The 24,416-nt window shown below is 41.4% G+C and carries 24 protein-coding genes and 2 tRNA genes; 24 read left to right on the top strand and 2 right to left on the bottom strand.

Annotated elements, in window-relative coordinates; translation table 11 throughout:
- Positions 1-82 precede the first annotated feature (82 nt).
- From spoVT to FNK51_RS11185, 8 genes are all read left to right on the top strand, one after another.
- Positions 83-619, top strand: coding sequence for a stage V sporulation protein T (gene spoVT / locus FNK51_RS11220; RefSeq protein WP_063235918.1), 537 nt, complete (start codon positions 83-85; stop codon positions 617-619).
- 222 nt (positions 620-841) lie between these two features.
- Positions 842-2,464, top strand: a complete 1,623-nt coding sequence (locus FNK51_RS11215; protein ID WP_141993373.1) for a putative polysaccharide biosynthesis protein — start codon at positions 842-844, stop codon at positions 2,462-2,464.
- Positions 2,457-3,929 carry a bifunctional methyltransferase/pyrophosphohydrolase YabN gene (gene yabN / locus FNK51_RS11210; protein ID WP_141993372.1) on the top strand — a complete coding sequence of 491 codons (1,473 nt, stop codon included), beginning with the start codon at positions 2,457-2,459 and terminating at the stop codon, positions 3,927-3,929. The genes FNK51_RS11215 and yabN overlap by 8 nt, the downstream gene beginning before the upstream one ends.
- A gap of 23 nt (positions 3,930-3,952) precedes the next feature.
- Positions 3,953-4,216 carry an RNA-binding S4 domain-containing protein gene (locus FNK51_RS11205; protein WP_034316386.1) on the top strand — a complete coding sequence of 88 codons (264 nt, stop codon included), beginning with the start codon at positions 3,953-3,955 and terminating at the stop codon, positions 4,214-4,216.
- Between the two features lie 76 nt (positions 4,217-4,292).
- Positions 4,293-4,601, top strand: a complete 309-nt coding sequence (gene yabP / locus FNK51_RS11200; RefSeq protein WP_034316308.1) for a sporulation protein YabP — start codon at positions 4,293-4,295, stop codon at positions 4,599-4,601.
- Positions 4,598-5,230, top strand: coding sequence for a spore cortex biosynthesis protein YabQ (gene yabQ / locus FNK51_RS11195; protein WP_141993371.1), 633 nt, complete (start codon positions 4,598-4,600; stop codon positions 5,228-5,230). Before yabP ends, yabQ begins: the two co-directional genes overlap by 4 nt.
- Before the next feature lie 13 nt (positions 5,231-5,243).
- Entirely contained in the window at positions 5,244-5,630 is a 387-nt protein-coding gene (locus FNK51_RS11190) for an FtsB family cell division protein (RefSeq protein WP_076372966.1), read from the top strand.
- 81 nt (positions 5,631-5,711) lie between these two features.
- Positions 5,712-6,167, top strand: coding sequence for a S1 domain-containing RNA-binding protein (locus tag FNK51_RS11185; RefSeq protein ID WP_034316303.1), 456 nt, complete (start codon positions 5,712-5,714; stop codon positions 6,165-6,167).
- A 165-nt stretch (positions 6,168-6,332) separates the two neighbouring features.
- On the opposite strand, the gene FNK51_RS11180 is transcribed toward FNK51_RS11185, so the two are convergent.
- Together FNK51_RS11180 and FNK51_RS11175 are read right to left on the bottom strand one after the other, a co-directional pair.
- A tRNA-Glu gene (locus FNK51_RS11180) sits at positions 6,333-6,404 on the bottom strand.
- A 20-nt stretch (positions 6,405-6,424) separates the two neighbouring features.
- Positions 6,425-6,498, bottom strand: a tRNA-Met gene (locus FNK51_RS11175).
- A 327-nt stretch (positions 6,499-6,825) separates the two neighbouring features.
- Between FNK51_RS11175 and spoIIE the strand changes: the two genes are divergently transcribed.
- The 16 genes from spoIIE (at position 6,826) to lysS (ending at position 24,024) form a co-directional block, all read left to right on the top strand.
- Positions 6,826-9,300 (top strand): stage II sporulation protein E, encoded by a 2,475-nt coding sequence (spoIIE, locus tag FNK51_RS11170; RefSeq protein WP_098372670.1) that lies wholly within the window; start codon positions 6,826-6,828, stop codon positions 9,298-9,300.
- A gap of 191 nt (positions 9,301-9,491) precedes the next feature.
- Entirely contained in the window at positions 9,492-10,229 is a 738-nt protein-coding gene (locus FNK51_RS11165; protein WP_141993370.1) for a VWA domain-containing protein, read from the top strand.
- Positions 10,198-11,193, top strand: a complete 996-nt coding sequence (locus tag FNK51_RS11160; protein WP_141993388.1) for a protein kinase domain-containing protein — start codon at positions 10,198-10,200, stop codon at positions 11,191-11,193. Before FNK51_RS11165 ends, FNK51_RS11160 begins: the two co-directional genes overlap by 32 nt.
- A gap of 93 nt (positions 11,194-11,286) precedes the next feature.
- Positions 11,287-12,681 carry a tRNA lysidine(34) synthetase TilS gene (gene tilS, locus FNK51_RS11155; RefSeq protein WP_098372671.1) on the top strand — a complete coding sequence of 465 codons (1,395 nt, stop codon included), beginning with the start codon at positions 11,287-11,289 and terminating at the stop codon, positions 12,679-12,681.
- Positions 12,682-12,713: 32 nt separating this feature from the next.
- Positions 12,714-13,253 (top strand): hypoxanthine phosphoribosyltransferase, encoded by a 540-nt coding sequence (hpt, locus tag FNK51_RS11150; RefSeq protein WP_076373001.1) that lies wholly within the window; start codon positions 12,714-12,716, stop codon positions 13,251-13,253.
- Positions 13,254-13,370: 117 nt separating this feature from the next.
- Positions 13,371-15,431 (top strand): ATP-dependent zinc metalloprotease FtsH, encoded by a 2,061-nt coding sequence (gene ftsH, locus FNK51_RS11145; RefSeq protein ID WP_141993369.1) that lies wholly within the window; start codon positions 13,371-13,373, stop codon positions 15,429-15,431.
- Between the two features lie 168 nt (positions 15,432-15,599).
- Complete coding sequence (locus FNK51_RS11140) at positions 15,600-16,379, top strand: type III pantothenate kinase (protein WP_098372673.1); 780 nt, start codon at positions 15,600-15,602, stop codon at positions 16,377-16,379.
- A gap of 26 nt (positions 16,380-16,405) precedes the next feature.
- Entirely contained in the window at positions 16,406-17,287 is an 882-nt protein-coding gene (gene hslO / locus FNK51_RS11135; RefSeq protein ID WP_098372674.1) for an Hsp33 family molecular chaperone HslO, read from the top strand.
- An 18-nt stretch (positions 17,288-17,305) separates the two neighbouring features.
- A complete protein-coding gene (locus FNK51_RS11130; protein ID WP_098372675.1) occupies positions 17,306-18,202 on the top strand; it encodes a peptidyl-prolyl cis-trans isomerase in 897 nt (298 codons plus the stop codon).
- 130 nt (positions 18,203-18,332) lie between these two features.
- Positions 18,333-19,259, top strand: coding sequence for a cysteine synthase A (gene cysK / locus FNK51_RS11125; RefSeq protein WP_076372979.1), 927 nt, complete (start codon positions 18,333-18,335; stop codon positions 19,257-19,259).
- A gap of 163 nt (positions 19,260-19,422) precedes the next feature.
- The gene (gene folP, locus FNK51_RS11120; protein WP_098372676.1) at positions 19,423-20,259 is read left to right on the top strand and encodes a dihydropteroate synthase; all 837 of its coding nucleotides are present in this window, start codon (positions 19,423-19,425) and stop codon (positions 20,257-20,259) included.
- Position 20,260: 1 nt separating this feature from the next.
- Positions 20,261-20,620 (top strand): dihydroneopterin aldolase, encoded by a 360-nt coding sequence (gene folB / locus FNK51_RS11115; protein ID WP_141993368.1) that lies wholly within the window; start codon positions 20,261-20,263, stop codon positions 20,618-20,620.
- A gap of 2 nt (positions 20,621-20,622) precedes the next feature.
- Positions 20,623-21,150 (top strand): 2-amino-4-hydroxy-6-hydroxymethyldihydropteridine diphosphokinase, encoded by a 528-nt coding sequence (gene folK, locus FNK51_RS11110; RefSeq protein ID WP_141993367.1) that lies wholly within the window; start codon positions 20,623-20,625, stop codon positions 21,148-21,150.
- Positions 21,102-21,314, top strand: coding sequence for a helix-turn-helix domain-containing protein (locus FNK51_RS11105; RefSeq protein ID WP_098372679.1), 213 nt, complete (start codon positions 21,102-21,104; stop codon positions 21,312-21,314). The genes folK and FNK51_RS11105 overlap by 49 nt, the downstream gene beginning before the upstream one ends.
- Before the next feature lie 23 nt (positions 21,315-21,337).
- Positions 21,338-22,336 (top strand): tRNA dihydrouridine synthase DusB, encoded by a 999-nt coding sequence (gene dusB, locus FNK51_RS11100; RefSeq protein WP_098372680.1) that lies wholly within the window; start codon positions 21,338-21,340, stop codon positions 22,334-22,336.
- 188 nt (positions 22,337-22,524) lie between these two features.
- Positions 22,525-24,024, top strand: coding sequence for a lysine--tRNA ligase (lysS, locus tag FNK51_RS11095; RefSeq protein WP_179891136.1), 1,500 nt, complete (start codon positions 22,525-22,527; stop codon positions 24,022-24,024).
- Positions 24,025-24,416 lie beyond the last annotated feature (392 nt).

Here is a 24,416-nt window from a genome sequence, read left to right as displayed (position 1 = left end):
TACTAAGTACAATAGCTGGTGATGATTTTGCTACAAAATGAGGATTTATCAAATCAATTAGATGAAAGTGAGGCAACATTAGATGAAAGCAACTGGTATCGTTCGCCGAATTGATGATTTAGGAAGAGTCGTCATCCCGAAAGAAATCCGCAGGACCCTCCGTATTCGTGAAGGAGATCCACTGGAAATATTTGTGGATAGAGATGGAGAAGTCATCCTAAAGAAATACTCACCTATCAGTGAATTAGGCGATTTTGCAAGGGAATATGCAGAAGCACTTTATGATAGCCTTGGAAACCCAGTTATGATTTGTGACAGGGATACTTACATTGCAGTTGCAGGCGGCTCCAAGAAAGAATACTTAAATAAAAGCGTTAGTGAACTAGTGGAAAAAATCATGGAAGAAAGAAATCCTGTTTTGGAGTCTCCAAACGGACAAATTTCATTCGTTGATTCCAATGATGAAGAGGTCCAATCTTATACTGCAGCTCCGATCATTGCGAGTGGCGACCCGATTGGTGCCGTCTTGATTTTCTCTAAAGATAGTACCATTGGTGAAGTGGAACAGAAATCGGTTGAAACAGCAGCAAGTTTCCTAGCTAGACAAATGGAACAGTAACCTTGGACATGCCATTATAATTTTTAAGGTGGAAAGGGCAGCAATCGCGCTGTCCTTTTTGCTCTTTCTAAAAGGCTAACCGGATGGGGGCAGACATAAAGAGGCGGAGAATATTCTTCGAGGTGAATATGGAAGCTAATTAACAGTATGGCTGGAATTGAAAAACAACCATTGGAATTATGCTATAATAACTACCACATATGAGTGAAAAGGGGAAAAAGAATGGCTGAAAAGCCTTATAAAACTTCAAATGAACTTTTTCGAGGTGCGCTGATTTTGAGCGCAGCAGCGATTATCGTAAAAGTATTGAGCGCGGCCTATCGCATACCATATCAGAACATTGCGGGTGACATCGGGTTTTATATCTATCAACAGGTTTATCCCTTCTACGGTGTTGCCTTTACATTATCAACACTCGGCTTTCCGGTTGTCATATCCAAACTTATTGCAGAACGGGAGTCTTCCAAAAATAACTTTGCGGTCAAGGACATTTTAGTGACTTCATTCGTCGTCTTAAGTTCGATAGGAGTCATGATGTTTGCTGCACTATTCGTTGGAGCTGATTTGATTGCAGGATGGATGAAGGATCCGCATTTAGCCGGTTTGCTGAGAATCGTTGCCTATTCCTATCTATTAATGCCGATTTCATCTGTTTTAAGAGGCTATTTTCAAGGAATAAATGACATGCTGCCGACTGCAAGTTCGCAGGTCGCTGAACAATGCATCCGTGTGTTGACGATACTGGTTCTTTCCACAATTTTCGTGTACCAGGGCTACTCTCCTTATGTGGTCGGCGAGGGGGCAGTCCTCGGTTCGATAACCGGCGGCATAACTGGCCTGGTCCTGCTTATTGCTTTCGTTATTTTAAGAGAAGAATGGAAGCTTTTTTTACGAATGAGAATCAAACCGGTACATTTCATCAAAATTTCCAAAGCCCTGATTTTCCAAGGGTTGGCCTTTTGCATAACTGGCTTGATCCTTATCTTGTTTCAGTTTGTCGATTCACTGCACCTGTATTCCCTATTGAGGGAAACGGGAATGGGGGAAAAGGAAGCCAAGGAATGGAAAGGGGTATATGATCGAGGACAGCCGTTGCTTCAGCTAGGTACAGTCGTGGCTAATTCTTTTGCATTGGCGCTTGTACCTATAATATCCGGATTCGTTCAGAGGAAAAGTGAGCATGAATTATTGAATAAAATCAAATTGGCGCTTCGTGTAAGTGCGACGATAGGACTCGCTGCCGCGATTGGCCTGGTGGTGACGATGAAGCCTGTCAATCATATGCTGTTCATGGACACCAAAGGGACGATTACTTTAGCAATTTTCTCTTTATCGATTTTATTCACATCCGTCATAATGGCAGAAGCAGCAGTGATTCAAAGTTTAGGCTATTCGTTCATACCGGTGATCATTACGCTTGTGGGGGTGGGCAGCAAGTGGGCTTTGAATCTTGTTCTAGTGCCCCATTACAAGATCGCGGGAGCAGCCTTGGCAACAGTGCTTGCTTTCATGCTCATGACTGTATTATTTTATGTGGTATTGAGAGTACATATTAAAAAGACATTAATTGAAAAGAAGCACGTGATAATAATCTTGAAGAGTACGGTTTACATGGGTACGGCGGTTGTTTTATTCAATGGCTTATTCGAATTGATGTCCTCAGGCGATAGCCGGTTGTTAGCTACGATCCAAGCTTTGATCGGTGTAGGAATCGGTGCAGCCGTTTTTGTGATGACCGCCCTACGTGCAGGCTTATTTAGTGAAGAAGAACTTTCACTAATACCTGCAGGTTCAAAGCTTAAACGATTTATAATAACGAATAGGAGTATACGAAATCATGAATGAGATTACGATAATAGGCCTTGGTGCAGGCGATTTAGATCAGCTTCCTCTAGGGATTTATAAAAAATTGATACAAACAGAACAATGTTTCGTCAGAACGATTGATCATCCGGTAATCGGGGATTTGAAAAGGGAAGGAATAAATTTCACGGCGTTTGACGGGATATATGAAAAGCACGACCAATTTGAAGCTGTATATGAAGAAATTGCCGGAACATTATTACAAGAGGCTTCGAACCGTTCCGTTCTATACGCAGTTCCGGGGCATCCCATGGTTGCGGAAAAAACGGTGCAGCTTTTGCTCGAAAAGGGTCCGGCTCTTGGAATAGCCATTAAGCTGGAAGGCGGGCAAAGTTTCCTTGATCCCTTGTTTCAGGCTGTTAGAATCGACCCGATTGAAGGGTTTCAGCTATTGGATGGAACAGATCTTTCACCAGATGATTTGCACATTACCCAGCATATGATAATCGGACAGGTATATGACGCATTTAGTGCATCCAATGTGAAGCTGACCTTAATGGAAAAGCTACCGGATGACTACGAGGTATATATCGTTACAGCGGCAGGAAGCAGTCAGGAAAAAGTGACAAAATGTGCTCTCTTCGAACTCGACCGTCAGATGGAGTTAAGTAACTTGACGAGTGTTTATGTCCCTCCTGTTAGCGAAGAAGCTTTACGATATAGGGAGTTTTCTAAGCTGCGGCAGGTCATTGCAGAACTTAGAGGTCCTGACGGATGTCCTTGGGATAAGAAACAAACTCATGAAAGCTTGAAGAAATATCTAATAGAAGAGGCATATGAGCTGATTGATTCCATCGATGAAGAGGACGATGAGGGCATGATTGGTGAACTTGGGGATGTGCTGCTTCAGGTGATGCTTCATTCACAAATCGGTGAAGATGAGGGGATGTTCACGATAGATGATGTGATTGAAGGCATTACGGCAAAAATGATTCGACGCCACCCTCATGTATTTGGAGATGTTGAAGTGAACGGCGAGGAAGATGTATTAGTGAACTGGCAGAAAATCAAAGAAGATGAAAAAGGGAGCGAAACAAAAGCACCGCAATCCATACTGGATGGTATTGAGAAATCGCTGCCAAACTTACTTCGGGCCGAAGAGTATCAAAAAAGGGCTGCCAAGGTTGGATTTGATTGGGATGAGGTTTCCGAAGCCTGGAAAAAGGTAAGGGAAGAAGTGCAGGAATTGGAAGAGGAAATATTAAGCCCGAACAGGGATGTCGAAAGAATAAAATCAGAGCTGGGCGACCTCTTTTTTGCGCTTGTCAACATTTCACGTTATTATGACATACAAGCGGAAGAAGCCGTCTACAAAGCAAACCAGAAATTCCACCAGCGTTTTACATATATAGAAGAGTGCATTCAAAGGGCAAACAAAAAATTTGAGGATTATACATTGGAAGAACTGGATTCATATTGGGATGAAGCAAAAGCTAAAGGACTTTAATTAAGGGAGAGATTTGAATGTCGATGAGATTGGATAAATTCCTAAAAGTTTCAAGGTTGATCAAGCGCCGTACACTTGCGAAGGAGGTTGCGGATAAAGGGAGAATCACGATTAACGGGCAACAGGCCAAAGCAAGTTCGAATGTGAAAGATGGCGATGAGTTGACTGTAAGGTTCGGTCAAAAGCTTGTTACGGTCCGTGTCGATAAAATTCAAGAAACGACGAAAAAAGAAGCGGCTGCAGATATGTATACCATCGTAAAGGAAGAAAAGCTAGCGGAGGAGTAAGGACAGGCTTGGTTCTAATTCCACTCTTACGGACATACACTTGTACAAAATCCGTGGTACTGTGAGGGATGAAAAAATGAGCCAATATATTGATCCGAATGCTGGTTACACAAAAGGAACGACCCAAGAGCATGATGTAACGATGAAAGGCCGCCGTTTACTTGATATTACCGGTGTCAAACAAGTTGAAAGTTTCGATAATGAAGAATTTCTGCTCGAAACGTCAATGGGTTTCTTATCTATCCGGGGCCAAAACTTGCAAATGAAGAATTTAGACGTTGATAAAGGCATCGTTTCCATTAAGGGAAAGATTTTCGACCTTGTTTATTTAGATGAGCAATCAGGGGAGAAAGCTAAAGGCTTCTTTGGCAAATTGTTCAAATGACCTTAACGATCCAATTTTATACGTTGCTTGCGATGATAGGCATGGGCAGTGGCTTTGGAGCTGCCCTGGATACGTATAGCCGGTTCCTGAATCGTTCAGAAAGGAAAAGGTGGATTGTATTCATCCATGACTTCCTTTTCTGGATCATTCAGGGTCTCCTTATTTTTTATGTTTTGTTTTTAGTGAATGAGGGAGAGTTTCGCCTCTATTTATTTTTGGCCTTATTATGCGGTTTTTCAGCATATCAAGCACTTTTCAAAGGTTTCTATCAACGTTTATTAGAGTTTTTGATCATACTTGTGATAAAGTTGGCGAGATTTATAGCGAATTCGGTTCACATGCTGATATTTCTACCGGTAAAATGGGTATTAGTATCTGTATTGGCCATCATCATCGGGATAGGTAAGTTCGTTTTGGTATTATTAAAATGGGCGGGAAAAATACTTCTCTTTATTTTGACTATATTCTGGAGACCATTAAAATGGATTCTGACTTATATATGGAATTTATTGCCGGTTTTTGTTACGAAAAACGTCGGGAAGTTTTATAATAAAGGAAAAGGGATTTTATTGAAAATAAAGAATTCTATATTTAGAACGCTAAATGGATGGAGAAATAAAAAGAAATGAGGAGCGATAAAAAATGAGTAGCCTGCGTAAAAGGAAAGTGGCAAAAATGGAAAATCCCTACGTCGCTCAACAAGAGAAAAAAGTACAAACCGTAGAAAAAAAGAAGCGTGGTCTAATGCGTAGATTAACCCTTTACTCAGTTTTCGCCGCTGTCTTTTTGATTTTTGCCGTTTCCACCCTCATAACGCAAAATGTTGCACTGGATGAGAAAGTTAAACAAAAGGAAGAATTGAAGGGAAAGTTAGCTGAATTGAAAAAAGACGAGACCCTTCTTAAAGAAGAAATCGTAAAGCTTAATGACGACGACTATATAGCAAAAATAGCCAGACGGGATTATTTCTTATCTGAAAAAGGTGAAATCATTTTTACCCTTCCAAAAGGGAAGGAAGATAGTGACTAATATTGACACTGTTTTTTTACTTTCGTTATAATATAGTGTGAAGAGATTTTTTTAACATTTCTAAGGAGGAACATTTTTTTTATGTCAATCGAAGTAGGCAGCAAGTTACAAGGTAAAGTAACAGGCATAACTAATTTTGGTGCATTTGTAGAGCTACCTCAAGGTTCAACCGGTCTTGTCCATATCAGTGAAGTGGCTGATAACTATGTCAAGGATATCAATGATCATTTAAAAGTGGGCGATACAGTTGAGGTGAAAGTCATCAACGTTAAAGATGGCAAGATTGGCTTGTCCATAAAAAAAGCGATAGACCGTCCTGAAGTTGAGCAAAAACCTGCATACACACCACGTCCGCGCCAAGGAAGAGGGAATGACAGCCGTTCCAAAGACTTCCGCTCGAAAGGTAATGGTTTCCAACCTAAAGAAAACTTTGAGCAAAAAATGGCTAAATTCTTAAAAGATAGCGAAGACCGCTTAACGACCCTTAAACGTAGCACCGAAACGAAACGGGGAGGTCGAGGAGGAAGACGCGGATAAAACTGCTGCTGAAAATAATAGTTTAGCAACTTTTCCTGTGAAATTATTCATAGTGTAGATAAAGGCAAGCTTGCTGGCTTGTCTTCTTTTAATTATCAACGACATAAAAAAAGCGCCTCTGTACACTTACCGATATAAGTGTGCAGAGGCGCTTTTGATATATGATGACCCGTACGGGATTCGAACCCGTGTTACCGCCGTGAAAGGGCGGTGTCTTAACCGCTTGACCAACGGGCCGTGATTTTCATGAGAAAAGATAGCGGCAGAGGGGATCGAACCCCCGACCTCACGGGTATGAACCGTACGCTCTAGCCAGCTGAGCTACGCCGCCATAATGGTAAGTGCTACTGAAGCACAAGTTATATCTTACAGTCGTGAAGAAAAAATGTCAACAAAAAAAATAAAGTTTGTCGGTTTCCATTTCCTGATTATTTATTCGTGTTATTTTCCGCAAAAATAACCTAAAAACTTTGCTTTTCTTCAAAAAAAAAAGAACACCTGTTTTCGTATTGAAAAAAAAGGTACAAAAACCTGTATACAAATGATTGTTCAAGAAGAATTTCGTCGAACGTTTTTCTTATCCGCTTATAAAATTCTGACAAAAAAATAGACAAGCCCTCTATATAATAAAAACCACTAATACGAATGGGGTGTTGAAATGGAAAAAGTAGAAAGACCTATGATGGAACCTCTTGGAGATGTTCAATTAAAAGAAGCGAAGGAAGGGGCCATCAATTGGATCCAACAACTGCAAATGAAGTCGGAAGACATATTCATAAAAAAAGGTATCTCTTTAGCAATTATCGGTTTTTTATTAGGACGGGCTTTGATTCTTTCGCAGCTTGCACCATTTGGACTTCCGTTTTTCGCAGCCGTTTTCCTCATGAGGCGTGATAGGGCTCCACTGGCTTTATTCGGATTGATTGCAGGTGGGCTGACCGTTCACTATTCGAATAGTTTAGTCATCTTTGCATCGGCGTTCCTGCTCCTGTTATTTCATAAGATCAAGAGGCCCGCCGTGGAAGGACAATTCAAGACAATGTCGATGTACGTCTTTGCTTCACTATTCCTGGTCAACCTGGCCGAGCAATATCTGGTATTTCGAACGATTCAGCTGTACGACTTGATGATGATAGGGGTAGAGGCGGGACTCGCAATGATTTTAACCTTAATCTTCATACAATCAATCCCGATGCTGACCATTCGGACAAAGTCCCAATCATTAAAGACGGAGGAAATCGTCAGCATCATCATCCTGCTGGCTTCGGTGATGACCGGAACCATCGGCTGGATGATATACGATTTATCACTCGACCATATATTCTCGCGATACCTGGTCCTCCTCTTCGGGCTGGCGGGAGGGGCCGCCATAGGCTCCACTGTAGGTGTAGTTACTGGATTGATATTCAGCTTGGCAAGTATTGCAAGTCTTTATCAAATGAGCCTTCTCGCATTTTCAGGGCTTCTGGGAGGTTTGTTGAAGGAGGGAAGGAAGATAGGGGTTGCTAGCGGCCTCTTGATTGCTACATTACTGATAGGTTTATATGGTGAAGGCACCAATAATATTATGGTGACCCTTTATGAATCACTTATAGCTGTAGCCCTATTTATATTGACACCGTCATCCATAATCAACAAAATAGCGAAACATATACCGGGAACAGTCGAGAATTCTGATGAACAGCAGCAGTATGCCCGAAAAGTGAGGGATGTCACCGCTCAAAGGGTGGAGCAATTCTCACATGTATTTGAGGCGCTCTCAAATAGCTTTTCCCAAGTGGATGAAAGGGGGAGATTGGAGGAAGATGAGAAAGAATTCGACTACTTCTTAAGTAATGTAACGGAAAAGACGTGCCAGCTTTGTTTTAAGAAGGAACAATGCTGGTCCAAGAACTTTAATACAACCTATGACGGCATGCAGGAAATTATGCTTCAATTAAGTGAAAATAATGGTCAGCTCCCCCAAAAAACGTCGAAAGAATGGGGGAAATATTGTAGCCGCGGGCCTCAGGTCATTGGGGCGATAGCACAGGAACTTACTTATTTTGAAGCTAACCAAAAATTAAAAAGGCAGGTGAAGGAAAGTCGGAAACTAGTGGCGGATCAACTGCGGGGCGTTTCGGCAGTAATGGATGATTTTGCGAAAGAAATTCAAAGGGAAAGGAAGAATCATCATGTACATGAAGAATCCATTTTGGAAGCCATCCAGGATTTTGGCCTGCACATAGGTCATGTTGAAATATACAGTCTAGAACAAGGAAATGTTGATATAGAGATGAGTGTCCCATACTGCCAGGGCAGAGGGGAATGTGAAAAGTTGATTGCACCCATGCTTTCTGACATTTTAGGTGAAACGATAGTCGTTCATTCAGAAGAGTGTGCAACATATCCAAACGGGCAATGTGAGGTGATATTTAGGTCAGCAAAAAAATTCACGGTCGAAACGGGTGTGGCTCATGCTGCCAAGGGGGGAGGGCTTGTATCAGGAGATAGTTATACGACCATGGAAATTGGCTGCGGCAAATTTGCGATAGCCATCAGTGATGGAATGGGAAATGGGGAAAGGGCCCATTTTGAAAGTACAGAGACATTGAAGCTGCTACAAAAATTTTTACAATCGGGAATAGAAGAAAAAATAGCCATTAAATCCGTAAACTCCGTATTATCTCTACGCACTACCGATGAAATATTTTCGACTCTTGATTTGGCAATGATTGATCTTCAGGACGCAAGGGCTAAGTTTTTAAAAATCTGTTCGATACCGAGTTTCATTAAAAGGGGGGATAGGATAATAAAAATTGAATCAAGTAACCTTCCTATGGGAATCATCCAGGATTTCGATGTTGATGTTGTATCAGAAGAGCTGAAGGCAGGGGACATATTAATCATGATGAGCGATGGTGTGTTCGATGGCCCCTCACATGTCGAAAATATCGAGTTCTGGCTTAAACGAAAAATCAAGGAAATGGAAACAGACGATCCACAGGAAATCTCTGATTTAATATTGGAAGAGGTCATCCGAACAAAAGGGATCATAGATGATGACATGACAGTGGTTACATCGAAAATTAAGCATAACACACCGAAATGGGCATCCATTCCCGTTTCTCCAAAACGTAAAAAGGCCCAGTAGGGGCCGTTTATATAAATAAAATAAATAAAACCAAAATGAGGTGGAGAAATGGAAGACGGATAAAAGGTAAAGGGTTGAACTCTTTTCAATCACTTCACTCCATGATGTGACTTGATGCGATGTCCTTGGCGTATAATTTCCCCTTTTTTAGTCAATTATGGTAACAAATTGATAGGAAGGGAGAGCAAAACATGAAAGCAGGAACATTAAGACAGATTTTGCTTATAACCGACGGATGTTCAAATCATGGTGAAGAACCGTCTGCCATGGCTGAATTAGCAAGGGAGCAAGGCATAACCATCAATGTCATAGGTGTCATGGAAAATGATGTGATAGATGAAAAGGGGCTTAAGGAAATTGAGAAGATTGCTGGTTCTGGAGGTGGCGTAAGTCAAATAGTCTATGCTCAGCAGTTGTCCCAAACCGTCCAAATGGTGACTCAAAAGGCAATGACTCAAACTATACAGGGAGTTATCAATCGTGAACTTCAACAAATACTTGGAGATTCAAAAACGATGGAGGATCTTCCGCCTGATAAACGAGGAGAAGTGATGGAGGTGGTCGATGAGCTTGGGGAAACAAGCAAGCTCGAAGTACTGATTCTTGTTGATACAAGTGCAAGCATGAAACATAAACTGCCTAAAGTAAAAGATTCCTTATTAGATCTTTCCCTTAGTATGAATGCAAGAATGGGTGACAGCCGTTTTTCCGTATTCGTATTTCCTGGGAAAAGAAATGATGTTGAAAAGTTGCTAGATTGGACCCCGAACCTTGAAGCCTTGACGGCAACTTTTCCTAAGCTTAGTACAGGGGGACTCACTCCGACAGGTCCGGCCATTCGTGAAGCTTTGACATACTTCAATAAAAAACGTTCATTGAGGGGATTGTTATCACATGATGATGAACAATACTTTGAGGAATCAATGTAAACTCCTGCCTGGCAGTTTGGTCACTGGAAAATGGAATAAAAATCAGTACAAAATAATTAAGGAATTGGGGTGTGGAGCGAACGGGATCGTCTATTTGGTTGAAAGCGGAAATCGTCATTATGCTTTAAAGCTCAGTGATAATGGGACGTCCATTATTTCGGAGATGAATATCCTAAAATCCTTTTCAAAGGTCCAGGGGTCTACCCTTGGGCCTTCCTTTTTGGAAGCGGATGATTTCATGAAAACAGGAAAGCAGCTCCCTTTTTATGTCATGGAATATATCCACGGACACGATTTTTTGCGTTTCATCGATAAAAAAGGGTCATCATGGATTGGAGTCTTAATGCTTCAGCTTTTAACAAGCTTGTCTGCCTTGCATACCAATGGATGGGTGTTCGGGGATTTAAAACCTGAGAATTTGATCGTGACTTCACCAGCCTATAAGGTACGGTGCGTGGATGTTGGCGGAACCACCTTAATCGGGCGATCTGTTAAAGAATTCACTGAGTTCTTTGACAGGGGTTACTGGGGACTTGGATCAAGAAAGGCCGATCCGCAATATGACTTGTTCGCTGTGGCGATGATTATAATCAATTCGGCCTATCCTGGACGTTTCCACAAGAAAGGGGAGGGGTATAGACAGCTTAACGACCTGATTAAGCAGAAAAAGGAATTGAACCCGTATAGGAAGATGCTAGATAAAGCACTCCACGGGCAGTATGATTCAGCCCTCCAAATGCGGGAGGATTTGGTCACGGTTCTAAGTAAGCAAAATCATTCGAAGAAAAAGGGCCAGACTCAGGCAGCGGCGGGTCAGCCGCAAACAATACAACCTGCAACGAGACAAGCAAGAAGGTCCCAAAACCATTCAAAAAAGAAAAGTGGCGGATTTTTTGAAACTTTTTTGCTGGTTGCCATCATATCGATGCTCTATGTTCTATACATATATGAACAGTTGTTATGATATAGTTATTAGGTGAATGCCATGGAATAGTTGAAACCATTTCATGATTGAATCGTATAAAACTAATGCCTGTTCATAAAGAAGGAAGATTGTATGTTAAAGGAAAAAGTTCTGAGCACCATTTATAGAAACGAATTGATTAAGGAACACTCGAAGTTGCTAATAGGCGTTTCCGGAGGACCAGACTCATTGGTGCTTCTCCATATCCTTAAGGAAATTCAACCTCTTTTTCATTACGAGATGATCGTTGCAAGTGTTGACCATATGTTTCGAGGGGAAGAATCCTATGAGGATTACAAATATGTCGAGCATATTTGTGAACGGTGGGGCATTACATTCGAGGGGAAAAGGATCGATGTTCCTGCCCGGATGGAGCAGACGGGGGAAAGTTCACAAATAACGTCAAGAAAGTTGCGTTTTGCTTTCTATGAAGAAATGATGGATAAGCATCAAGCCTCCACGCTTGTCCTGGGGCATCATGGAGATGATCAAATAGAAACGATGCTCATGCGTTTAACAAGAGGGGCGACAGGTAAGGCAAGAGCAGGAATTCCTATAAAGAGACGGTTCCATACCGGGAATCTGATCAGGCCTTTTCTTGAGATCACGAAAAGCCAAATAATCGAATATGCGGGCCTTCATAATATTGAACCAAGGTTTGATCCGAGCAATGAAACGGGTGTCTATGCAAGAAATCGTTTTAGACATGAAATCCTTCCATTTTTAAAGAAAGAAAATAGAAAGGTTCATGAGCATTTTCAACGATTCAGTGAAGAGCTTTATGAAGATGAAGAGTTTTTTTTGAACATGGTTTCAAGCAAAATGTCCGAGGTTTGGATCCAACAGGATAAAGATCAAGCGGTTATTCAGATTGATAAGGTTCTCGCGATGCCTAAACCTTTACAAAGAAGGGCGATTCAACTAATATTAAACTATCTTTATTTGGAGAGACCTTCATCGCTTTCGGCATTACATATTGACCAACTTTTAGTTTTGTTTTTGAATCCTCAACCATCTGCAGAATTGCATCTTCCGGAGGGCCTTATTGCGGAAAAATCATATCAAATTTGCACTTTTAGATTTTTTCGGCAAAAAAGCCTTAAATATTCCCTTAATTTACAAATTCCCGGTGAGACTATTCTTCCGAATGGATATAAGATTAAAGCGCACTATATAAAAGAAGAAATTCCGGTACTTAGAGGAAATCATTCTTTTATTCTTCCCGAATCAGCTGTTCAGTTTCCTCTTACAGTCCGAACCAGGAATGAAGGCGAAAGGATGGCCGTCAAGGGATTGGGTGGAACTAAAAAGTTAAAGGATATTTTTATCAATGAAAAGATCCCGATGCTAGAAAGAAATGTGTGGCCGGTCATCATCGATCAAACGGGAACGGCCATTTGGCTACCTGGTTTAAAGAAATCGAATATTGAGCCGGATATAATTTCTGATGAAAAATCTTTAATCTACTTAGAATATAAAAAAGCTTAATTCTTCTTGGGGGGCAATTAATTACAATGACCATGCAAAACGACATTGAAAAGGTTTTAATATCGGAGGAAGAACTTCAAAAAAAAATCAGGGAATTGGGTGCGCAGCTTGAAGCTGATTACCAAGGTAAGTTCCCGTTGGCCATCGGAGTGCTGAAAGGCGCCATGCCATTTATGTCAGATCTACTGAAACGTGTGGATACACATCTTGAAATGGACTTTATGGATGTTTCAAGCTATGGTAACTCCACTGTATCTTCCGGTGAAGTGAAAATCATCAAAGATCTTGATACATCGGTTGAAGGCCGGGATATTTTAATCATCGAAGATATTATCGACAGCGGTTTGACTCTTAGCTATCTTGCGGAACTTTTCCGTTATCGAAAAGCAAAATCAATTAAAATCGTTACCTTATTGGATAAACCAACAGGCAGGAAAGCGGATATCACTCCGGATTATGCCGGGTTCATCGTTCCGGATGCATTTGTTGTCGGATATGGTCTTGATTTTGCGGAAAAGTATCGTAATCTCCCGTATATTGGCATATTGAAGCCTGAAATTTACTCGAATTAATCGTACCTGTTTGAAAGAAAAGACCAGATAAAAACAGCGGTGTTAAATTATTGTAATTCATTAATTTTGTATGATAGTATTTACTATAGTTTGTTTACCCGTGGGAGGAGGTAAGGGATGAATCGGATCTTCCGTAATACCATATTTTATTTACTGATCTTTTTGGTCATCATTGGGATTGTAAGCATTTTTAATAATAACAATGAACCAACGGAGAAAATGACCCAAGATGAATTCTATAAGCATTTGGAGAATGGGGATGTTACTGCACTGACGATGCAGCCCGAAAGCAGTGTATTTGAAATCACAGGAAAGCTCAAAGGTTATGAGGAAAACAAATTCTTTGTGACGTACGTGCCTTTCAGTGAATATTCTCAAAGTAGAATCAATGATGCCGTAACCAAATTGGATAAGGACATCATCACTGTTGAACCTCCAGAAAAAACAAGTGGCTGGGTGACATTTTTCACTTCCATCATTCCATTTGTAATCATTTTTATCCTCTTCTTCTTTTTACTTAACCAAGCTCAGGGCGGCGGTGGTGGCCGCGTCATGAACTTCGGGAAAAGTAAGGCGAAATTGTATAATGATGATAAGAAAAAAGTACGCTTCAATGATGTTGCCGGAGCGGACGAAGAAAAGCAGGAACTTGTCGAGGTTGTTGAATTCTTGAAAGATCCTCGCAAATATGCCGAGCTTGGAGCCCGTATTCCTAAAGGGGTACTTTTAGTTGGGCCTCCTGGTACAGGTAAAACTTTACTTGCACGAGCAGTGGCTGGTGAAGCCGGAACTCCTTTCTTCTCAATCAGTGGTTCTGATTTTGTTGAAATGTTTGTGGGCGTCGGTGCATCCCGTGTTCGTGATTTGTTTGAAAATGCTAAGAAGAATGCACCATGTATCATCTTTATCGATGAAATTGATGCAGTCGGACGTCAACGTGGCGCAGGTCTTGGTGGCGGTCACGATGAACGTGAACAGACATTGAACCAACTACTGGTGGAAATGGATGGTTTCGGTGGTAATGAAGGAATCATAATCATCGCCGCGACTAACCGTGCTGATGTATTGGATCCAGCTTTATTGCGTCCAGGACGTTTTGACCGTCAAATAACGGTAGGCCGCCCTGATGTTAAGGGCCGTGAAGAAGTTCTGAAGGTGCATGCACGTAATAAACCATTAGCAGAAACAGTCGATTTGAAAGCGATCGCTCAGCGTACTCCAGGATTTTCTGGTGCAGATCTTGAAAACTTACTGAATGAAGCGGCGCTTGTAGCTGCTCGTCAAGATAAGAAGAAGATCGACATGTCCGATTTGGATGAAGCTTCGGATCGCGTTATCGCTGGACCTGCCAAGAAAAACCGTGTCATTTCCAAAAAGGAAAGAAATATCGTAGCGTGGCATGAAGCAGGCCATACCATTATTGGATTGGTTCTGGATGATGCCGAAGTCGTTCATAAAGTTACGATTGTCCCTCGTGGTCAAGCTGGCGGTTATGCAGTTATGCTGCCGAAAGAAGATCGTTTCTTCATGACGGAACCTGAGCTTAAAGATAAAATCGTAGGTCTATTGGGTGGTCGTGTAGCCGAAGAAGTTACATTCGGAGAAGTGAGTACAGGTGCGCATAACGACTTCCAACGTGCAACGGGCATAGCTCGGAGCATGGTTATGGAATATGGCATGAGTAAACTCGGACCACTTCAATTTGGTAATTCACAAGGTCAGGTCTTCCTAGGCCGAGATTTCAACAATGATCAAAACTATTCAGATGCAATAGCATATGAAATTGATCTTGAAATTCAACGTATCATCAAGGAAGCTTACGAAAGATGTAAGACGATTCTTACTGAAAATCGTGAAAAACTTGATTTGGTTGCAAAAACCTTGCTTGAAGTGGAAACACTTGATGCTGAACAAATCAAAAGTTTATTCCATAATGGTAAATTGCCAGAACGGGATTATACAGCCCTTAATGGGAATTTAACCACTGATGAGAATGTCAAGGTGAACATCAATACGAAGAAGGAAGAAAAAGAGGCCCTATTAGATCCATTGGATAAGAGAGGACCTGAGGACCTTGAAATAACGGAGGAAGGATTGAATACTCCTCCAATCAAAGAAGGTGCGCCTCAAGATCAGCCGCTTTCCTTCCCGAACGAAGATGACAATAAAAAGTCTTAAGTTGACTGAATTCAAAAGGGTATTTCCGCCTCGGAAATACCCTTTTCTTCACTCTTGAATTAAATATGATGAAGTTTCTGGGATACCTTTCGAAAAGTGCGACTAATAGCGTGGTAAAATAACAGTGTGGTATGATGTTGGAGAATAATTTACCGGAGTGATGAAACGATGATTTTTGTATTGGATGTTGGGAATACGAATACTGTATTGGGCGTATACGATGAAGATATTTTAAAATATCATTGGCGAATTGAGACTAACCGTCACAAGACAGAAGATGAGTATGGAATGGTCATAAAGTCTTTGCTGCAACATGAAGGTCTTTCGTTTGATCAATTTGATGGAATCATCATTTCTTCGGTAGTTCCACCAATTATGTTTGCGCTTGAACGCATGTGCAAAAAATACTTTGGAATTAAACCGCTTATAGTTGGACCTGGAATAAAAACTGGATTGAATATTAAATACGAGAATCCCCGTGAGGTGGGTGCGGACCGAATCGTTAATGCCGTCGCAGGCATCCAGGAATATGGAAGTCCTCTCATTATCGTGGACTTTGGCACGGCAACTACATATTGCTATATAAATGAGGATAAACAATACATGGGCGGAGCCATTGCTCCGGGTATAAATATTTCTACTGAAGCACTTTATTCAAAGGCAGCCAAACTTCCAAGAATAGAAATCAGTCGGCCAGAAGGGATTATTGGGAAAAATACGGTGTCCGCCATGCAGGCTGGTATTTTGTATGGGTATGTTGGACAGGTAGAAGGAATCGTTAATCGAATTAAGGAGCAAAGTAATCTAGAACCGACGGTAATAGCAACAGGTGGATTGGCTACCTTAATTGCCAATGAGTCTACTGTGATTGACGTAGTGGAGCCATTTTTGACTTTGAAGGGGTTGCAGTTGATTTATAAACGTAATCGTGAGCAAGTGAAGAAGTAATACAAAGCATGAAAGGAGCAAAATAAATGAAGGATTATCTAATAAAGGCGTTAGGTTATGAGGGACAGGTTCGGGCATATGCTGTTTCAACAACAGACACGGTAGGAGAAGCTCAGCGGCGCCATTATACATGGCCTACTGCTTCAGCTGCCCTTGGACGGGCGATGACGGCAGGCGTTATGATGGGTGGAATGTTAAAAGGTGAAGAAAAGCTGACGATTAAAATCGAGGGCGGTGGACCGATTGGTTCCATCCTGGTCGACAGCAATGCAAAGGGAGAAGTCCGAGGATATGTCACTCACCCGCAAACTCACTTTGATTTGAATGAGCAAGGAAAGCTTGATGTAAGGAAAGCGGTGGGTACCGATGGATTGTTGACTGTTGTCAAAGATATCGGTCTTCGTGATTACTTTTCAGGTCAGGTACCGCTTGTATCGGGAGAATTAGGTGAAGATTTCACATATTACTTTGTTACTTCCGAACAGGTGCCTTCATCTGTGGGGGTTGGGGTCCTAGTTAATCCGGATAATTCAATCCTTGCAGCGGGTGGATTCATCATCCAGTTGATGCCGGGTACATCCGAAGATACGATTACAAAAATCGAAAATCGGCTAAGCACGATAACTCCTGTTTCTAAGATGATTCAAAGCGGCATGACTCCTGAAGAAATCCTAACTGAAATTTTAGGTGAGGGCAATGTGAATATACTAGAAAAAATGGATGTCCAATTCTCCTGTCAATGTTCTAAGGAAAGAATTGCAAATGCATTGATTAGCCTAGGGCAAGCTGAGATTCGGGATATCATTGATACAGATGGACAAGCGGAAGCACATTGTCATTTTTGTAATCAGACCTACCAATTCTCGAAGGAAGAACTCGAGGAACTAGAAGCGGAAACCAAAAAATAATATACGGGGGATAAGGGTTTGCCAAAACAAAAGCTTCGGGCGATTATTGCTGCCCTTGCCTTGTTGAACCTATTGACTATCATTATCTTTGTCATAAAACCACTAATCATTTCAAAATCCGTCATCGGGGAAGAAACGGCCGCAAAGGTTGGATCCAAGGATATTTCCCGGGACGCATGGATTAATGAGCTCGAAAAAAGATATGGGGAAGATGTACTTGAGGAAATGGTCGATAAAGAGGTCGTGAAACAGGCAGCTGAAAAATACAAAGTGAAAATTTCGGATGAAGAGCTTGATCGGGAACTTAAAATGATGAAAACGATGTATGGGACTGCCGGTCAGAACCTTAATAAAAGTAACGATCAACTGAGGCAGGAAATTCAGTCGAGTCTCCTCCTCGAGAAGCTCCTCACCAAGGACGTTTCGGTCTCCGAAACGGCAATGCGGAATCATTATGATAATAATAAGGATATCTACAGAATCCCTACTGCTTTCCATATTTCTCATATTACCTCGTCTACAAAAAAGCAAGCGGACCAAATCGTACGTGAACTGGAGAAAGGCGTCTCCTTTGATGTCTTAGCGATGGAAAAGTCCCTTGATGAATTCACTGCCAATCAAGGAGGCGACATGGGTTATATATCACAGGATAACGAGCAAGTCTCCAAGGAATACATTACCGCTGCCGAGAATTTGAAGGTGAAAAAGTGGAGTGATCCGATTCAAACGGAAGAAGGCTGGGCAATTATCTATCTGCATGAAAGAATAGAGGGCAAGCAGTATGAATATGATGAAGTTAAAGACAAGATTCACCGCCAAATAGCTCTTGAACAGATTCAGGCACCGGTCTCAGGGAAAATTTTCTGGGACGAATTTGATGTAGAATGGTTTTATGGATTGAAAGAAAAAAAGTAGGTCAATGGTTGTGTGAGAAAATTTAGAATATAGTATATAATCATTGACAATGAACAATAAAAACTGGTAACTTTAAATTTATAAAACCAATAAACATACTCGGTATTTGAAATGATAAGGAGTGGAGAAAATGGCACGTATAGCTAATTCTGTAATCGATTTAATTGGACAAACACCTATTGTGAAGTTAAACAAGCTTCAAAATGAAAACAGTGCAGATATCTATCTGAAACTTGAGTATTTTAACCCAGGCAGTAGTGTAAAAGACCGTATCGCCCTTGCGATGATCGAAGCGGCAGAAAAAAATGGTACCCTTAAGCCAGGTGATACGATCATTGAACCTACAAGCGGGAATACTGGAATAGGACTTGCGATGGTAGCAGCGGCAAAGGGCTATAAATCAATTCTGGTTATGCCGGAGACGATGAGCTTGGAACGCCGTAACTTGCTTCGTGCTTATGGCGCAGAATTAGTTCTTACTCCCGGACCTGAGGGAATGAAGGGTGCAATCGCAAAGGCGACTGAGCTGTCTAAAGAAAAAGGTTATTTCATTCCACAGCAATTCGAGAATGTAGCCAACCCTGAAGTTCATCGGAATACTACAGGACCTGAAATCGTTGAAGCATTTGGTGATGAAGGTCTGGATGCATTCGTTGCCGGAATCGGTACTGGCGGAACCATAACAGGTGCTGGTGAAGTGCTGCGTGAAAAATACCCTGACATTAAGATTTACGCTGTTGAGCCTGCGGACTCTCCAGTATTATCGGGTGGGACTCCAGGACCTCATAAAATCCAAGGAATCGGTGCAGGCTTCGTCCCGAGTATTTTGAATACAGATCTCTATGACGAAATCATTCAAGTCAATACAGAGGAATCTTTTGACTATGCCCGCCGTGCAGCAAAAGAGGAAGGAATCCTTGGTGGAATTTCTTCTGGTGGTGCAATTGCAGCTGCCATTAAAGTGGCTGACAAACTGGGAAAAGGTAAAAAGGTACTTGCTATCATACCAAGTAATGGTGAACGCTACTTAAGTACGCCATTATATAACTTTGAGTAAGACAAGACACTAAAAACTAGAAGCGAAGTTCCTTAGGGGCTTTGCTTTTCTTTTTGTAGTAAAGTCTGCAGAAGCGTTCCATATCTTCATGGAACTTGCGCTATGCCTATGTAAATGGGTAAACTCGTATATATAGATTTCTTTAGGTGAAGGAGAACGTTGGATGTCATTAGCTGGAGCGTCAAAAATAAAATGCGGTTCATTTGATTTGGATTACAGCAATAAAACCTTAATTATGGGGATTTTGAATGTTACGCCAGACTCCTTTTCGGATGGCGGGAAATATAATCGGATAGATGCCGCTTTGAAGCATGCCGAACGGATGGTCAACGACGGAGCGGATATATTGGATGTAGGCGGAGAGTCCACCCGTCCTAACTATGAGAGGATATCGGATGAAGAGGAAATAGAGAGAGTCGCCCCGATTATTGAAGCTATATCCCGTAATATTGAGGTACCAATATCGGTCGATACGTATAAATCAAGAGTAGCCGAGGCGGCGGTAAAAGCAGGAGCACATATATTAAATGACATTTGGGGAGGTAAGGCCGATTCCTTGATGTCAAAGGTTGCTGCGGAATATAAGGTGCCGATTATCTTGATGCATAACAGGGATAATATGAGTTATGGACATTTTGTTCGTGATGTACTTCAAGATTTATTCGAAAGCATCATGTTGGTAAAGGATGCGGGAGTCAAGGATGAAAACATCATTCTCGATCCGGGAATTGGCTTTGCGAAAGATTTAAAGTTAAATTTGGAAATGATGAGGAATCTTGATAAGCTTGTATCATTAGGATATCCTGTACTGCTAGCCACATCAAGAAAGTCCATGATTGGACATGTTCTGGACCTGCCGCCTAGTGAGCGGATGGAAGGAACAGCCGCCACGATCTGCCATGGCATTCAACAAGGCTGTCAAATGGTTCGTGTACATGATGTGAAGGAAATGGCACGGACTGCAAAGATGATGGATGCTCTATTAGGAAAAGGTGAATGAAATGGATAAGATATATGTGAATAAAATGGAGTTTTACGGTTATCATGGAGTTTTTCCGGAAGAAACGAAGCTTGGTCAGCGGTTTAAAGTGGATTTAATCGTCCATACTGACTTAGCCAAGGCTGGGGAAAGTGACAACCTTGAAGACTCAATCAACTATGGTGAGTTATATGAAGTGTGTAAAGGTGTTGTTGAGGGAAAACCTTTTAAGTTAGTGGAAGCTGTTGCTGAAAAAATTGCCTCTGAACTACTTAATGAATATTCTTCCATTGAGACATGCACCGTGAAGGTTTATAAACCAGATCCTCCAATAGCAGGTCACTATGATTCGGTTGCTATAGAGATTGTAAGGGGACGCTGATTGTGGTAAATATCGCTTACCTTTCAATAGGGTCGAACTTAGGGGATCGCCTTGAAACATTCCAAAGGGCTTTCCAATTATTGTCTGAAAATCCGCATATCAAGTTGGTTGCATGCTCTTCTTTATATGAAACAGACCCGCTAGGATATGAAGATCAGGACTGTTTTTTAAATGCTGTCCTTAAAGTGAATACCGATTTGGAACCCGAAAAATTACTTCACGCTTGTATGGAAATTGAACAAGAATTAGGGAGAAAAAGGGAAATTAGGTGGGGTCCCCGTACTTTAGACCTTGACATTTTGTTATATAATCATGAAAATATTGAGACGGAGATTCTTTCAGTCCCGCACCCTCGTATGCACGAGAGGGCTTTTGTTATCGTGCCTTTAATGGAAGTGGACCCTGATATATCACTTCCGCTAATGCATGCACCTTTGAGCGACCTGCTTGAACAGATTTCGGATAAAGAAGGAGTTCGATTATGGAAGGTGAAAAATGGGGAAGGCGTATTCGCGCTTTTCGAAAGTTAAAGGGTTATACCCAGGAAGGGTTTGCGAGAGAAATAGGCGTTTCCGTTTCCTTGTTAGGAGAAGTCGAACGAGGGAACCGCATCCCTTCAGAAGCATTTTTACTGGAAGTGGCGGAAGTTCTTCATGTTTCCATTGAGGAGCTTCAGCCGCCTGAGGATAAATGAAAGAATGTTATAGGAGGCACACCGTGTTAAAAATAGGCAATATAGAAATGAAGAATCCGGTAGTGCTAGCACCGATGGCGGGAGTCTGTAACTCGGCATTCCGCTTGACCGTCAAGGAATTTGGTGCTGGCCTTGTTTGTGCGGAGATGGTCAGTGACAAGGGAATCGTTTTACAAAATGCTAGAACGATGAATATGCTTTATATAGATGAAAGAGAAAAGCCGTTAAGTTTGCAAATCTTTGGCGGAGAAAAGAAATCTTTGGTCGAAGCAGCACAATTTGTAGATAAAAATACAAATGCTGACATCATTGATATCAACATGGGCTGCCCTGTTCCTAAAATCACTAAATGTGATGCGGGTGCAAAGTGGCTTCTCGATCCAAACAAAATTTATGAGATGGTTTCAGCGGTGGTTGATGCTGTTGAAAAGCCGGTAACGGTGAAAATGCGCATAGGCTGGGATGATGAGCACGTTTTTGCGATTCAAAATGCCCAGGCTGTTGAACGCGCAGGTGGTAAAGCTGTTTCCATGCATGGCAGAACACGAGTTCAAATGTATGAAGGAAAAGCTAACTGGGACATCATCCGTGAAGTGAAGAAATCAATTAATATTCCCCTTATCGGTAACGGTGATGTGGAAACTCCACAGGATGCGGAAAGAATGCTGAAGGAAACGGGTGTTGATGGAGTCATGATCGGCCGTGCAGCTCTAGGTAACCCGTGGATGATATACCGTACTGTAAAATATCTAGAAACCGGTCAACTGATGGATGAACCGTCCGTTCGTGAAAAGATGGACGTTTGCGTGCTTCATATGGATCGTCTAATTGCGTTGAAAAATGAAAATGTTGCTGTTCGTGAAATGCGTAAGCATGCTTCTTGGTATTTAAAAGGTGTTAAAGGGAATGCTAAGGCTCGTAAAGGGATTAATGATTGTGAAACAAGGGAAGATGTTGTTAGCCTTCTATATGGACTTGTTGATGATATAGAAGCGAAGCAACAAAATATCCAAATGGTCTGATGTTTGACATTACCTTCCTATTTTCCTATAATACGCTTATCTTAAACTGCCAGTAATCCTGGCAGTTTTTATATGTACATAAACAATGTTTTAAGATAAAAAGCTGTTGAATTCCTTTACTTTATGTAAGAATAAATATGTATGCAAAAGAATTTCTGATTAATTATATAATGCATTTATTAATAAAGATGGAGATGATTTTCGTGAGTCATGAAGAATTGAATGACCAACTGCAGGTAAGGCGCGATAAAATGCAGGCCATGATGGATAATGGACAAGACCCTTTCGGGAGCAGATTCGAGCGCACACATAACACTCAGGAGATAGTCAGTGCTTATGGTGAATTAGAAAAAGAAGATCTTGAAGAAAAAGAAATTGAAGTTACGATCGCTGGCCGTGTCATGACGAAGCGTGGAAAAGGGAAAGCGGGATTTGCCCATATCCAGGATATTAGCGGTCAAATCCAAATCTACGTCCGTTTAGATAACATAGGAGAAGATTCTTACCAAATTTTCAACCAAACGGATCTTGGCGATATCGTAGGGGTAACTGGCGTTATTTTCAAAACGAAAGTCGGGGAACTTTCCATTAAAGCTAAAGAATATGTGTTCCTTGCTAAAGCGCTTCGTCCGTTGCCTGATAAATTTCATGGCCTAAAGGATGTTGAAGAGCGTTACCGGAAGCGTTATGTCGATTTAATTACAAATGAGGAAAGCAAAAACACATTGATCATGCGCAGTCGTATTGTACAAGCCATGAGACGGTATTTGGACGATCATGGATACCTTGAAGTGGAAACGCCTCTACTGCACTCTGTTGCTGGTGGAGCTGCAGCACGCCCTTTCCTTACTCACCATAATGCCTTGGATATGCCATTGAATTTAAGGATTGCCATCGAACTTCATCTAAAACGCTTAATCGTCGGCGGATTGGAGAAAGTTTATGAAATTGGCCGGGTTTTCAGAAATGAAGGAGTATCCACAAGACACAATCCTGAATTCACATTGATCGAATTATACGAGGCATATGCGGATTACCAAGATATCATGAGTTTAACGGAAAACCTGATTGCCCATATCGCTCAAGAAGTTCTGGGGACGACTACCATCCAGTATGGGGAGTATGAGATAGAGTTAAAGCCGGAATGGAAACGACTTCACATGGTTGATGCTGTAAAAGAATATACTGGTGTGGACTTCTGGACTCAAATGAGTAAAGAAGAAGCCCAGCAGCTTGCTAAAGAAAATGGGATTGAAGTTAAGGAATCCATGGAGTTCGGCCATATCGTAAATGAATTCTTTGAACAAAGGGTAGAAGATAAGTTGATTCAACCTACATTCATCTATGGCCATCCAGTGGAAATCTCTCCTTTAGCAAAGAAAAATCCGGAAGATTCCCGTTTCACAGATCGTTTTGAGTTATTTATTGTAGGTAGGGAGCATGCGAATGCCTTCACGGAACTAAACGACCCTATTGATCAACGTCAACGCTTTGAAGCTCAATTAAAAGAACGAGAGCAAGGTAATGATGAAGCCCATGAAATGGATGAAGATTTCTTGGAGGCGTTAGAATATGGAATGCCGCCAACTGGCGGACTTGGAATTGGTGTTGACCGTTTGGTTATGCTATTGACCAATTCTCCGTCTATACGTGACGTCCTGTTATTCCCGTTGATGAGACATCGCTAATATAAGCAAAATGAATATTGATTGCAGGCCGAATTCGGATGGCTGGGATCATTGGGCGCAGCTCATGATCCTGGTATGTCCCATTCGGTTTTTTGTTTTTTTATTATAATTTCATGTCTTTTAATAGAATGGATTCTAGGGCTTGAAAGAAAAACAACATTATCTCAAAAAAACTTTAAAAAAGGTATTGCGCACTTAACGTAATGGTGTTATATTTATATCTGTCGTTACGAACGAGTTGCAAACAGATTACAAACTTTTAAAAAGTTTTAAAAAAGTTGTTGACTTGCAGTAATGAAAATGTTATTATAAATAAGCTGTTCCGAAAGATATTGCTCTTTGAAAACTGAACAAAACAAAGCGCCAACGTTAAATTTTAAGTGAGCACACAC

This window comes from Bacillus sp. B4EP4a, assembly GCF_006680105.1.
GTDB lineage: Bacteria > Bacillota > Bacilli > Bacillales > DSM-1321 > Peribacillus > Peribacillus simplex_E.
Note: the sequence above shows the minus strand (reverse complement) of the source record. Positions and strands in the feature narration are given on the sequence as shown.

Bases quoted from the DNA above. Each gene is read 5' to 3' on its own strand.
- lysS (WP_179891136.1), top strand. From the start codon at position 22,525: ATGGAGATGATTTTCGTGAGTCATGAAGAATTGAATGACCAACTGCAG.
- FNK51_RS11190 (WP_076372966.1), top strand. From the start codon at position 5,244: ATGAGTAGCCTGCGTAAAAGGAAAGTGGCAAAAATGGAAAATCCCTAC.
- FNK51_RS11160 (WP_141993388.1), top strand. From the start codon at position 10,198: ATGATGAACAATACTTTGAGGAATCAATGTAAACTCCTGCCTGGCAGT.
- FNK51_RS11165 (WP_141993370.1), top strand. From the start codon at position 9,492: ATGAAAGCAGGAACATTAAGACAGATTTTGCTTATAACCGACGGATGT.
- FNK51_RS11140 (WP_098372673.1), top strand. From the start codon at position 15,600: ATGATTTTTGTATTGGATGTTGGGAATACGAATACTGTATTGGGCGTA.
- FNK51_RS11185 (WP_034316303.1), top strand. From the start codon at position 5,712: ATGTCAATCGAAGTAGGCAGCAAGTTACAAGGTAAAGTAACAGGCATA.
- hslO (WP_098372674.1), top strand. From the start codon at position 16,406: ATGAAGGATTATCTAATAAAGGCGTTAGGTTATGAGGGACAGGTTCGG.
- yabP (WP_034316308.1), top strand. From the start codon at position 4,293: ATGAGCCAATATATTGATCCGAATGCTGGTTACACAAAAGGAACGACC.
- FNK51_RS11215 (WP_141993373.1), top strand. From the start codon at position 842: ATGGCTGAAAAGCCTTATAAAACTTCAAATGAACTTTTTCGAGGTGCG.
- yabQ (WP_141993371.1), top strand. From the start codon at position 4,598: ATGACCTTAACGATCCAATTTTATACGTTGCTTGCGATGATAGGCATG.
- FNK51_RS11205 (WP_034316386.1), top strand. From the start codon at position 3,953: ATGAGATTGGATAAATTCCTAAAAGTTTCAAGGTTGATCAAGCGCCGT.
- tilS (WP_098372671.1), top strand. From the start codon at position 11,287: ATGTTAAAGGAAAAAGTTCTGAGCACCATTTATAGAAACGAATTGATT.
- cysK (WP_076372979.1), top strand. From the start codon at position 18,333: ATGGCACGTATAGCTAATTCTGTAATCGATTTAATTGGACAAACACCT.
- yabN (WP_141993372.1), top strand. From the start codon at position 2,457: ATGAATGAGATTACGATAATAGGCCTTGGTGCAGGCGATTTAGATCAG.
- ftsH (WP_141993369.1), top strand. From the start codon at position 13,371: ATGAATCGGATCTTCCGTAATACCATATTTTATTTACTGATCTTTTTG.
- spoIIE (WP_098372670.1), top strand. From the start codon at position 6,826: ATGGAAAAAGTAGAAAGACCTATGATGGAACCTCTTGGAGATGTTCAA.
- spoVT (WP_063235918.1), top strand. From the start codon at position 83: ATGAAAGCAACTGGTATCGTTCGCCGAATTGATGATTTAGGAAGAGTC.
- hpt (WP_076373001.1), top strand. From the start codon at position 12,714: ATGCAAAACGACATTGAAAAGGTTTTAATATCGGAGGAAGAACTTCAA.
- folB (WP_141993368.1), top strand. From the start codon at position 20,261: ATGGATAAGATATATGTGAATAAAATGGAGTTTTACGGTTATCATGGA.
- FNK51_RS11105 (WP_098372679.1), top strand. From the start codon at position 21,102: ATGGAAGGTGAAAAATGGGGAAGGCGTATTCGCGCTTTTCGAAAGTTA.
- folP (WP_098372676.1), top strand. From the start codon at position 19,423: ATGTCATTAGCTGGAGCGTCAAAAATAAAATGCGGTTCATTTGATTTG.